This window comes from Kitasatospora sp. MBT63 (assembly GCF_000710465.2).
Classification (GTDB): Bacteria; Actinomycetota; Actinomycetes; order Streptomycetales; family Streptomycetaceae; genus Kitasatospora.
Map to the genome: position 1 here is coordinate 1 of NZ_JAIZ01000286.1, position 11,094 is coordinate 11,094.

Annotated in this window: 8 protein-coding genes; 3 read left to right on the forward strand and 5 right to left on the reverse strand. The window is 74.6% G+C overall.

What is annotated here, in order from left to right:
• Positions 1 to 377: 377 nt before the first annotated feature.
• The 5 genes from AA75_RS17850 to AA75_RS17870 all read right to left on the reverse strand — a co-directional run bounded on the left by AA75_RS17850 (position 378) and on the right by AA75_RS17870 (position 6,046).
• Entirely contained in the window at positions 378 to 1,688 is a 1,311-nt protein-coding gene (locus AA75_RS17850; RefSeq protein WP_033821068.1) for a DUF58 domain-containing protein, read from the reverse strand.
• Positions 1,689 to 1,729: 41 nt separating this feature from the next.
• Entirely contained in the window at positions 1,730 to 2,650 is a 921-nt protein-coding gene (locus AA75_RS17855; RefSeq protein WP_233289066.1) for a MoxR family ATPase, read from the reverse strand.
• A 125-nt stretch (positions 2,651 to 2,775) separates the two neighbouring features.
• Positions 2,776 to 4,044 (reverse strand): DUF4350 domain-containing protein, encoded by a 1,269-nt coding sequence (locus AA75_RS17860; protein WP_051812676.1) that lies wholly within the window; start codon positions 4,042 to 4,044, stop codon positions 2,776 to 2,778.
• Positions 4,041 to 4,709 carry a DUF4129 domain-containing protein gene (locus tag AA75_RS53720; RefSeq protein ID WP_033821069.1) on the reverse strand — a complete coding sequence of 223 codons (669 nt, stop codon included), beginning with the start codon at positions 4,707 to 4,709 and terminating at the stop codon, positions 4,041 to 4,043. The genes AA75_RS17860 and AA75_RS53720 overlap by 4 nt, the downstream gene beginning before the upstream one ends.
• Before the next feature lie 5 nt (positions 4,710 to 4,714).
• Positions 4,715 to 6,046, reverse strand: coding sequence for a hypothetical protein (locus tag AA75_RS17870; protein WP_051812678.1), 1,332 nt, complete (start codon positions 6,044 to 6,046; stop codon positions 4,715 to 4,717).
• 285 nt (positions 6,047 to 6,331) lie between these two features.
• Here AA75_RS17870 and mtrA point away from each other — a divergent pair, with 285 nt between their 5' ends.
• From mtrA to AA75_RS17885, 3 genes are read left to right on the forward strand one after another with little or no spacing between them, the layout of a single operon-like run.
• Entirely contained in the window at positions 6,332 to 7,009 is a 678-nt protein-coding gene (gene mtrA, locus AA75_RS17875; protein WP_033821070.1) for an MtrAB system response regulator MtrA, read from the forward strand.
• Between the two features lie 2 nt (positions 7,010 to 7,011).
• Positions 7,012 to 9,144 (forward strand): MtrAB system histidine kinase MtrB, encoded by a 2,133-nt coding sequence (gene mtrB / locus AA75_RS17880; RefSeq protein ID WP_051812680.1) that lies wholly within the window; start codon positions 7,012 to 7,014, stop codon positions 9,142 to 9,144.
• On the forward strand, positions 9,122 to 10,999 hold the full coding sequence (locus AA75_RS17885) for an LpqB family beta-propeller domain-containing protein (RefSeq protein ID WP_149038214.1): 1,878 nt from the start codon (positions 9,122 to 9,124) through the stop codon (positions 10,997 to 10,999). The genes mtrB and AA75_RS17885 overlap by 23 nt, the downstream gene beginning before the upstream one ends.
• Positions 11,000 to 11,094: the final 95 nt, after the last annotated feature.

Genomic DNA, 11,094 nt, shown 5'->3' on the forward strand with positions numbered 1-11,094 from the left:
CTCCGGGTTCCCCGGAGGGGCTTCTCGCATTTCCGGACCCAATGCCCGCGCCCGCGGTCTGCTGGACCCAGTGCTGCAGGCTACGGGACGCGCTCCGTGACGGCGTTCCGCTCGCTGCAGCAGACCGGGCGCGGACGCTGCTGGCAGCGGAGATCGCCTTCGTCGGTGATCTCGCTGGTTCGGGCGTCGAATGGTCCACGACAACGGGGCTCGCCGACGATGAGGCGGTCCGGCTGGGATCGTCGGACCGTACGACGGAAGGCGCCCGGCTGAGTGGCCGAGGTGTGCGTCCACCGCCTGTCAGAGGGCAGCGAGCAGGCCCCCGAGCGCGCTCGGGGGCCTTGGTCAGGCGGACGCAGCGGGGGCGCTGAGAGGTGTCACAGGCGGCCGGCGGCCTTGAGGGCGAGGTAGGTGTCGGCGAGGGCCGGGGGGACGGCGGCGGGGGGTGCGTCCAGGACGGTGACGCCGAGGCGGGTGAGGCGTTCGGCGGTGCGGCGGCGGTCGGCGCGGGTCTGTTCGGCCGCGGCGGCGCCGTAGATCTCCTTGACGGTGCCGCGGGCGGTGGCCAGTTCGTCGAGCCGGGGGTCGGCGACGGAGACCAGGACCACCTCGTGGCGCTTGGTGAGGAGCGGCAGCACGGGCAGTAGGCCCTCCTCGATCGGGCGGGCGTCGAGGCCGGTGAACAGCACGATCAGGGACCGGTGCGGGGCGAGCCGGAGCGCGTTCGACACCAGGGCCCGCATGTCGGTCTCGAGCAGGGCGGGCTCCAGGGTGGCCATCGCGTTGGTGAACGCGGGCAGCACGTCGGAGGGGGAGCGGCCGAGGACGCTCCCGCGCTTGTGCAGGTCGTGGGCGAGCAGGTCGACCCGGTCGCCGGCCTTGGTGGCCAGGGCGGTGAGCAGCAGGGCCGCGTCCAGGGCGGCGTCCAGGCGGGGAGCGTCGCCGACCCGGCCGGCGGAGGTGCGGCCGGTGTCCAGGACGAGCAGGACGTGACGGTCGCGTTCCGGGCGCCAGGTGCGGACGGCGACGGTGTTGCGGCGGGCGCTGGCGCGCCAGTCGATCGAGCGGACGTCGTCGCCGGGCAGGTATTCGCGTAGGGAGTCGAACTCGGTGCCCTGGCCGCGGATCAGGACGGCGGTGCGGCCGTCGAGTTCGCGCAGCCGGGCCAGCCGGGAGGGCAGGTGCTTGCGGCTGGCGAACGGGGGGAGGGCGCGCAGGGTCCACGGGACCTGGTGCGAGCCCTGACGGGCCGCCAGTCCGAGCGGGCCGAGGGAACGGACCGTCACGCGGTGCGCGTGGTGGTCGCCGCGCCGGGTCGGTGCCAACGAGGTGGTCAGGCGCCGCCGTTCGCCGGCCGGGACGGCGAGGTGGTGCCGGGAGCCGGCGATGGCGGTGCCGGGCCGCCAGGCGGACGGCGGCCAGGCGTCGCGGAGTTGGCCGTGCAGGGGGCGTCCGGAGGGGTTGGTGACGGTGAGTTCGACCGTGGCGCCCTCGCCGAGCCGGACGCTGGTGTCGCCGCTGCGGGAGAACCGCAGGCTGCGGACGGGAGCGGCGAGCACCAGGTCGACGAGGACCGCGAGGAGCACCGGCAGGGTGACCGCGCCGATGCCGGCCCAGGAGGGCAGGGCGAGGCCCACGACGAGCGCGCCGAGCGCGGCCAGCAGGGCGGTTCGGCCGGTCAGGGCCATGGACGGGACTCCTTCGGGGTGGATCCTGGGGTACGGCCGGCTCAGCGCGGGGCGGGGGTCTGGGCGAGCACCGCCTGGATCACCGAGTCGGCGGTGACCCCCTCCATCTCGGCCTCGGCGCGCAGCTGGACCCGGTGCCGCAGTGCGGGCAGGGCGAGCGCCTTGACGTCGTCGGGGGTGACGTAGTCGCGGCCGGCCAGCCAGGCCCAGGCGCGGGAGGCGCCGAGCAGGGCGGTGGCGCCTCGGGGGGAGACGCCGACCGACAGCGAGGGGGACTGGCGGGTGGCCCGGCACAGGTCGACGATGTAGGCCAGCACCTCGGGGGCGATGGTGAGCTTGGCGATTTCCGCGCGGGCGGCGGCGAGGTCGGCCGGGCCCGCGACCGGGCGGACGCCCGCGGCGGCGAGGTCGCGCGGGTCGAAGCCGTTGGCGTGCCGGGACAGGACCTGGAACTCCTGGTCGCGGGTGGGCAGCGGCAGGATCAGCTTGAGCAGGAAGCGGTCGAGCTGGGCCTCGGGCAGTGGGTAGGTGCCCTCGTACTCGACCGGGTTCTGGGTGGCCGCGACCAGGAACGGTTCGGGTAGCGCGCGGGGTTCGCCGTCGACGGTGACCTGGCGCTCCTCCATCGCCTCCAGGAGCGAGGCCTGGGTCTTCGGCGGGGTGCGGTTGATCTCGTCCGCGAGCAGCAGGTTGGTGAAGACCGGGCCGGGCTGGAAGGAGAACTCCGCGGTGCGGGCGTCGTAGACCAGCGAGCCGGTGACGTCGCCGGGCATCAGGTCGGGGGTGAACTGGATCCGCTTGGTCTCCAGGCTCAGCGCCGTGGACAGCGCCCGCACCAGCAGGGTCTTGGCGACGCCGGGGACGCCTTCGAGCAGGACGTGGCCGCCGCAGAGCAGGGCGACCACCAGGCCGGTGACGGCCGCGTCCTGTCCGACCACGGCCTTGCCGATCTCGGTGCGCAGTGCGGTGAGGGCGGCCCGGGCATCGGCCCGGGCATCGGCCGGGGCGGCGGCCGGGGCCGCGGGGGAGGTCGCCGGACCGGGGATGTCGGCCTTGCTGAGGGACGTGCTGGCAGCGGGCTGCTCGGTCACGGCTGTCGTACCTGCCTTTCCAGGGCGTCGAGGTGGTCGGTGAGCCGCAGCAGTGCGGCGTCGTCGGTGGGCGGGCCGCCGTACAGCAGTGACTGGACGTCGGGGGCGGGGCGGCCGAGACGGTCGGAGATCGCGGCGCAGAGCGCGGCCGGGTCGGGTTCGCCGGCGGTCAGGGCGACCCCGAGGACGGGGGCGATCCGGTGCGCGGCTGCCCGGCGCAGGGCGTCGGCGGCCCGGCCGCGGGCCTTGGCGCGGTGGTAGAGCCGGGCGCGTCCCTCGGTGGTCTCGGTGGCCCGGACCACGATCGGCAGGCGTTCGCTGACCACCGGGCCGAGCCGGCGGCCGCGCCACAGGGCGGCGAGGACGGCGGCGACCAGCAGTTGGAGGCCGGCCCACCCCCAGCCGGCCGGGATGAAGTCCTCGAACTGCTTGCGCTCGACCGAGGGCGAGGGCGCGCTGTAGTCGGGCAGGTACCAGACCAGGTGGGGCCGGCTGCCGAGCAGGCCGAGGGCGAGCGAGGCGTTGCCGTCGTCGTCCAGGCTCTCGTTGCTGAGCGGGTGGCCGGTGCCGAGGACGACCGTCTCGCGGTCGCCGTCCTCGGCGTGCACCACCAGGCTCTGGTGGCCGTGCCGCGGGTAGCAGCCGGTGTCGCCGGAGCGGGCGTCGTAGCCCAGACCGCCGAGCTCGGCGGTGCCGGCCCGGACCGCCTCGGGCAGCCGGCAGCCGGGCGGGGTGCTGATCGAGCTGGTGGGTTCGGGGGTGCCGTCGGCGGAGGTGGCCACGGTGAGGCCGGGGACGAAGGCGTGCAGCGCGGCCTGCTGCGGGGCGAGCAGCACCAGCCGGCCGGCGCTGCCGCGGGGGACCGCGCCCAGCCGGTCCAGCTGTGCGGTGCTGAGCAGGTCCGGGCGGGGCAGGACGACGGTGGTGGCGGGCTCCCGCAGGGCGGTGGCCAGGGCCCGCTCGTCGGCGACGGTACGGACGTCCACGCCTTCGCCCTTGAGCAGGACCACCAGGGCGCGGGCGCCCTCGGGGTCGGGGGAGCCGGGGTCGAGCGGGGGCCAGCTGCTGCGGCCGGCCAGGCTGCCGAGCAGCAGGCCGACGAGGATCACGAACGCTGCGCTGAGCAGGTACCAGCGTGAGCGGAGCCAGAGCCGGCGGGCGTCGGCGGACCGGCTGGTGGGTGCGGCGCCGGTGGCGCCGGTGGCGGGGGCAGCGACAGCGGGGCCGGCGTCGGTGTCGGCGGGTATCGGGGGTGCGGCGGTCATGAGGTGCCTCCGGCGGCCGTGGCGAGGGCCGGGCGGGCCGCTTCCAGGGCCCGGTCGAGCTCGGCCAGCGAGCGGTAGTCGCCGGCTTCGGCGGTGCGCTCGCCGTAGGCGATGTCGTCGAAGGTGCGGGCCGCGTCGGACAGCGCCGAGGCGTGGGCGGGCAGGGCGCGGCCCGCTTCGGCGGCGGCCTCGTCGGCGGTGCGACCCGGGCGGACGTCCAGGACGGTCCGTTCCTCCAGGGCGCGCACCAGGGCGCGCATCTGCTCGCGGACCGCCTCGTCCCACCGGCCGGCGTCGGCGTGGGCCCGGGCCGCGCTGCGGTACTGGGCGGCGCTGCGCGGGCCGTCGGCCGCGAACAGGCGGGCCGTGCTGCGGGCCTGCCGGCCGGGCGCGCCGAGCCGCCACCACACCGCCGCGACCACCACGCCGATGATCAGCAGCAGCAGGACCACGCCGGTGCTGCTGCCGGTGGCGGAGCCGAGGCCGGAGAACAGGTCGTCGAGCCGGTCCGAGAACCAGTGCTCGATCCGCTCCACGATGCCCGGGTCGTGCTGGTGGTAGACGGGGTTGAGCAGCTCGTCGTGGGCGGCGTCCCTGGCCTGGTCCCGGGGAACGGTGACCGGGGTGCCGCCGGCCAGCAGCGCACCCTCCCCCCAGTTCGGCATCGGGTTCAGGCTCCCGGCGGCGTGCTCTGGCCGGGCACCGTGGGGCCGGGCGAGGCGGGCCCGGGGGCGGCCGGGCCGGCCCAGCCGGTGGGCGGGGCGACGCTGACCCCGGCGGCGCGGGCCAGCTCGATGTCGAGCGCCTCGCGGCGGATCCGCCGGTCGATGTAGAGCAGGACCGTCACGGCGGCGTTGACCGGGATCGTGACGGTGGCGACCAGGGTGCTGCCGATGCCGATGACCACCAGGCCGAGCAGGTTGAGGTCGGCGCCCTTGTCACCGGTGAGCTGGTCGAACGCGCCGGAGTTGCCGAACACCGTGGCGACCAGGAGGAACGGCAGCACGGCGACCGTGGAGACCACGCCGAGGATGAACGAGGTCAGCAGGTGGACGCCGAAGATCCGCCACCAGGAACCCCGGACCAGCCGGCGGGAGCGGCTGAGCGAGGTCAGCACCCCCTGCCGCTCCAGCATCAGGGCGGGCGGGGCGAGGCTGAACAGGATGCCGAGGTACCCGGCGACACCGCCGGCGATCAGGGCCATCAGCATGGCGAGCAGCAGCACGCCCGGGCCGGTGCCGTTGGAGATCGCCAGCAGCACGGGCGGCACGGCGGCGACCGCGAACACCCCGACGATGATCAGGAAGGTCAGGAAGGTGAGGCCGGTGAGCCGGCCGAGCTGGCTGCGGGCGGACTGCCAGGCCTCGCGGACTGTGATCTGCTCCCCGAGGACGCCCTTGCTGACCACGATGGTCAGCAGACCGCCGAGCAGGATGCCGAGCACGCCCTGCAGCACGGTGGGGACCAGCGCCGCGACCAGGTCGGCCACCGCGCCGCCGTCCTGCTGGGCCCACCAGCGCAGCACGGTCTCGACGGTCTGGGTGAACGCGGCGAAGCCGAGCGACAGGGCCAGCGTGGTGCGCCAGTACTTGCGCACGGTGGTGAAGGAACCGTCCAGCAGCTCGCCGACGCCGAGCGGGCGCAGCGGGATGACACCGGGCTTCGGGCTCGGCGGTGCGCCCCAGCCCGGGTGACCGCCGTACGGCGGCCGGCCGCCCCAGCCGGGGCCGGGGCCGTAGCCGGGGCCGCCGTAGGCGCCGTAGGCGGGCTGGCCGGGGGCGCCCCACTGGGAGGGCGGCGGGACGTCCTGCGGCGCGGCCGCGGGGGCCTGCGGGCCGTCCTGCGGTGCCGTGGGCTGCGCTGCCGGGGCCTGCGGGGCGGTGGCCTCGGGGGCGGATGGCGCCGACGGACCCGGGGTGGCGGCAGCGGTGGCTGCCTGCGGCGGGGCCCCGTCGGCCGGCTCGGACGAGCCGGGCGAGGTCCAGCCCGGGTTGTCGGTCATCACTGCTCCTTGGAGGGGTTCTGCGGGGCCGGGACGGGCAGGGTGACGATCGGCGGGCGGCCGGAAACTGTTCCTGCGCCGCCCATCGTGCCATGGTGGGCGTGGTCACCCCAGGGGTATCCCGTTGCTGATCGACAATGGCCCCGCTGTGGTGTGTCCGATGCCCGCCCGACGCCCGTGAGCTGCGAGGTTTGCGGTGTTATGCCCGGCCCGGCGGTGGGTCGGAGGCCCTTGACCGGTGCCGATGTGCGCCAGGTCACAATCCGGTAATGAGAAGATGGAGTCATGAAGGGACGCGTCCTCGTCGTTGATGACGACACCGCACTGGCCGAGATGCTCGGCATTGTGCTGCGTGGTGAGGGTTTTGAGCCGTTTTTCGTCGCGGATGGGGACAAGGCGCTTGCCGCGTTCCGGGAGACCAAGCCGGATCTCGTACTGCTCGACCTGATGCTTCCGGGCCGGGACGGCATCGACGTCTGCCGGCAGATCCGGGCCGAGTCGGGCATTCCGATCGTGATGCTCACCGCGAAGACCGACACGGTCGACATCGTGGTGGGCCTGGAGTCGGGCGCCGACGACTACGTCACCAAGCCGTTCAAGCCGAAGGAGCTGGTGGCCCGGGTCCGGGCCCGCCTGCGCCGGGCCGAGGAGCCCACGCCGGAGCAGCTGACCATCGGTGACCTGGTGATCGACGTGGCCGGCCACTCGGTGAAGCGGGACGGCCGGGGCATCCCGCTGACCCCGCTGGAGTTCGACCTGCTGGTCGCGCTGGCCCGCAAGCCCTGGCAGGTGTTCACCCGTGAGGTGCTGCTGGAGCAGGTCTGGGGCTACCGGCACGCCGCCGACACCCGGCTGGTCAACGTCCACGTGCAGCGCCTGCGCTCCAAGATCGAGAAGGATCCGGAGCGTCCGGAGATCGTGGTGACGGTCCGTGGCGTGGGCTACAAGGCGGGGCCCAGCTGACGATGCGGGACCAGAACGTCGACGCCTCCCCGTCGGGCACCGGAGCCGGCGGGGATGCTGCTGTGCGCGGTGCGGTGCTGAGCTCGACCACCCGGGGCCACCGGCCCCGGCGCGGCCCGGCGGCGCTGCTCGCGCTGGTGGCGCGTCAGTTCAGGCGCCCGTTCAACCGCCTGATAGCCGTGTACCGGCGCTCGATCCAGCTGCGGGTGGTCGCGACCACGCTGCTGCTGTCGGTCGTGGTGGTGCTGGTGCTCGGCGTGGTGGTGGTCGCCCAGGTCCGCAACGGTCTGCTGGACACCAAGCGGCACGCCGCGCAGGGGCAGGCGATCGACGGCTTCCAGATCGAGCAGGACAAGATCAACGAGGCGATGAAGCTCCAGGTCAAGGTCGGCGCCAACGCCGACCCGGCCCGGGACGAGATCGGGACCTGGCTGATCAAGCAGGTCACCGACCTCTCCAGCGGCGGTGCCGGGGTCTACTCGGTGATCGCCATCCTGCCGTCGACCGGCCAGGACGAGGGCGGCTCCGGGGCCGTCTTCCGCGGTGCCTGGTACTCGGGCGACATCCTCCCGATCAGCATCACCCGCGACCTGCGCGACGACGTCGCCCGGCAGCCGGACATCCCGCACGAGCAGACCACCATGATCCACCGGGGCGACGCCAACGGCGGCCAGACCTCGGACGAGAAGGGTCTGGTGATCGGGAAGCAGTTCGAGGGCCCCGACCCGGGGAACACCGCCTACCAGCTGTACTACGTCTTCTCGCTCGACCAGGAGACCAAGACCCTCGGGCTGGTCGTCGGCACGCTCGCCACCGCCGGGGTCTTCCTGGTGATGCTGCTCGGCGGGATCGCCTGGCTGGTGGTCCGCCAGGTGGTCACCCCGGTGCGGATGGCCGCCGGGATCTCCGAGCGGCTGGCCGCCGGGCACCTGGAGGAGCGGATGAAGGTGACCGGGTCGGACGACATCGCCCGGCTCGGCGACTCCTTCAACCGGATGGCGAACGGGCTCCAGGCGCAGATCCGGCAGCTGGAGGAGCTCTCGCGGGTGCAGCGCCGGTTCGTCTCGGACGTCTCGCACGAGCTGCGTACCCCGCTCACCACCGTCCGGATGGCCGCCGACCTGATCTACGACAGCCGCGACGACCTGGACCCGATGGCCTCCCGCTCGGCCGAACTGCTGCAGGAGCAGCTGGACCGCTTCGAGTCGCTGCTCGCCGACCTGCTGGAGATCAGCCGCTTCGACGCGGGCGCCGCGATCCTGGACGCCGAGCCGGTGGACCTGCGGGACATCGTGACCCGGGTGGTCGAGGGCGCCGACCCGCTGGCACAGGCCAAGGGCAGCGCGGTGATCATCCGGGGTGCGGAGAACCCGGTGGTCACCGAGGTCGACGCCCGCCGGATCGAACGCATCCTGCGCAACCTGGTGGTCAACGCGCTGGAGCACGGTGAGGGCCGCGACGTGGTGATCCGGCTCGGCTCCGGCGAGGGCGCGGTCGCCGTCGGCGTCCGCGACTACGGCATCGGCCTCAAGCCGGGCGAGGCGTCCCGGGTCTTCCACCGCTTCTGGCGGGCCGACCCGTCCCGGGTCCGGACCACCGGCGGCACCGGCCTCGGCCTGTCCATCGCGGTCGAGGACGCCCACCTGCACGGCGGCTGGCTGCAGGCGTGGGGCGAGCCGGGCGGCGGTTCGCACTTCCGGCTCACCCTGCCGCGGACCCGCGGCGGGGAGCTGGTCCGGGCGCCGTTCCGGCTGGAGCCCGAGGACTCCCGGCACAACCGCGGGCTGGCCTCGACCGGCGCGCCGTACCGCCGCTCGCAGCGCCCGGCCGGCGCGACGGCGCTGACCTCGACCGGCGAGGTGGACACCCCGGAGACCCCCGAGGGCGGACCGACCGGCTTCGGCAGCGGCCTCGGCGGCGTGCTCAGCATCGGTCCCGGCCTCGGCCGGGTGCCGGCCGCCCCGGTCGCCGACCCCTCGGACGTCCGGGCGGCCGCCGGAGGGTACGGTGCCTCGGGCGCCCAGGTGGTGGTCGACCGTCCCACCGGCCGGCCCGGCGACCAGCAGCCAGCGGGGACGCGGACCCCGGACAGCGACCAGGAGGGGGCCGAGGGTGCGACGGACCGGCAGCGGTAGGACTACTGGTGCCCGCCCGGCCGCCGCGGCCGTCTGGGGCAGCATGCTGGCCTTCCTGGCCACCGGCTGCATCGGCATGCCCGCCGGCGGATCGCCGCAGCGGGTGGAGATACCGCAGGTCCCGGGCGCGGAGAACCTCCAGGTCCGGGTGTACCCGGTCGCGCCGTACAAGGGCGAGAGCCCGGGCGAGCTGCTGGCGGGCTTCCTCGACGCCTCCAACGCCGACGAGCCGACCTTCAGCACGGCGCGCACCTACCTGACGGCCGCCGCGGGCGCCAAGTGGGACCCGGAGGCCGGGGTCTCGGTGCTCGACAACCAGGGCCGGACCAGGCCCTCGGTGCAGGAGGGCGCCACCACCGTCGACATCGACGTCAACGGCGACCTGGTCGGCGCGCTGGACAGCCGCGACTCCTACCGGCCGGCCGCGGAGGGCGAGCAGTACCGCCAGACGTTCACCCTCGTGAAGGAGACCGAGGGCGAGAACAAGGGCGAGTGGCGGATCGACAAGCTGCCGAACGGCCTGATCGCCGACCAGACCACGTTCAAGAACGGCTACAAGGCCGTGCACCGGTACTTCTTCGCCCTCACCGACCCCTCGTCGGACCGTTCCCGGGGCGAGTCCGTGCTGGTCCCCGACCCGATCTTCCTGCGGCGCCGGATCGACCCGCTGACGGCGGCGGCCAAGGCACTGGCGGCGGGGCCCTCGGGCTGGCTGGCCCCGGCCGTCTACTCGGCGTTCGACGGGGTCAAGATCGTCGGCCCGGTGACCGTCAGCGACAACAAGACCGCCACCGTCAAGGTGGACGTACCGGACTTCGCGGGCCGGTCCGACCTGTGCCAGCAGATGGCCGGGCAGCTCTACCACACCCTCGCCGACCAGCAGGGCAAGGCACCGATCCAGCGCCTGGAGCTGAGCGGTGCCAAGGGCGGCTGCGCGATCACCGCGGACCAGGCCGGCCGGATCGCGCCGGGCAGCCTGGCCGGCAGCTACGGCGCCTCGCAGTACTACCAGCTGGACAACGGCCAGGTGATGGTCGCGCCCGGCGACGGTCTGGGGCACCCGGTGGGCGGCCCGCTCGGCCAGGTCGGCCAGAACGCCGCCACCCACCCCGGCACCTTCGCGGTCCGCCGGGACGGCGGCGCCATCGCCCTGATCGGGGCCGACGGGCGCAACCTCCAGGTGGTCGGCACCGGGGACAACGACAAGCTCGGCGCCCCCGTGGTGGAGAGCCGCGCCCCCCAGCCCGGCCTCGGCCTGACCTCGCCCAGCTGGGACGGCCGGGGGGACCTCTTCGTGGTCGACCGCGACCCGCAGAACCCCCGGGTCCTGATGGTGCGGGGCACCACGGTCGTCCCGGTCCAGCTGCACGGGCTGAACGGGCGCACCGTACAGGGGCTCAAGGTCTCCTCGGACGGGACCAGGGTCGCGCTGGTACTGGGCGACGCCAAGGGCGGCACCGCCCGCTCGGTGGAGATCGGCCTGCTGACCCACCGGGGCACGGCGAGCGCGCCGCTGGCCGAGATCTCGGGCCTGCGGCCGGTCGCCCCGCTGCTGACCGAGATCTCCTCGGTGTCCTGGGCCGACACGGACCAGCTGCTCGTGCTGGGCAAGGAGAAGGAGAAGCTCCAGCTGCTCCACTACCTGGGCACCGACGGCTCGCAGAGCACCGACGCGCCGCTCCAGGTCAGTGAGCTGATGACCTCGGTCTCGGCCTCGGAGAGCCGCGACAGCGACCAGGTGCCGACCGTGCTGGCCGTCTCCGACCACCACATCTACCGGCTCCAGGGCACCCAGTGGCGCGAGGTGCCGGTGCCGCAGCAGCATCCGGCGCTCTCCTTCAGCTACCCCGGCTAGGCACCGGGCCACCCCGGCCGCCCCGGGCGGGCGCCGCCGGGCCCGGCCCGGACCTGCTCCGGCGGACGGCGGCGGCCACCGTGGCGGCCGCGTGC

Bases quoted from the DNA above. Each gene is read 5' to 3' on its own strand.
- AA75_RS17850 (WP_033821068.1), bottom strand. From the start codon at position 1,688: ATGGCCCTGACCGGCCGAACCGCCCTGCTGGCCGCGCTCGGCGCGCTC.
- mtrA (WP_033821070.1), top strand. From the start codon at position 6,332: ATGAAGGGACGCGTCCTCGTCGTTGATGACGACACCGCACTGGCCGAG.
- AA75_RS53720 (WP_033821069.1), bottom strand. From the start codon at position 4,709: ATGCCGAACTGGGGGGAGGGTGCGCTGCTGGCCGGCGGCACCCCGGTC.
- mtrB (WP_051812680.1), top strand. From the start codon at position 7,012: ATGCGGGACCAGAACGTCGACGCCTCCCCGTCGGGCACCGGAGCCGGC.
- AA75_RS17870 (WP_051812678.1), bottom strand. From the start codon at position 6,046: ATGACCGACAACCCGGGCTGGACCTCGCCCGGCTCGTCCGAGCCGGCC.
- AA75_RS17860 (WP_051812676.1), bottom strand. From the start codon at position 4,044: ATGACCGCCGCACCCCCGATACCCGCCGACACCGACGCCGGCCCCGCT.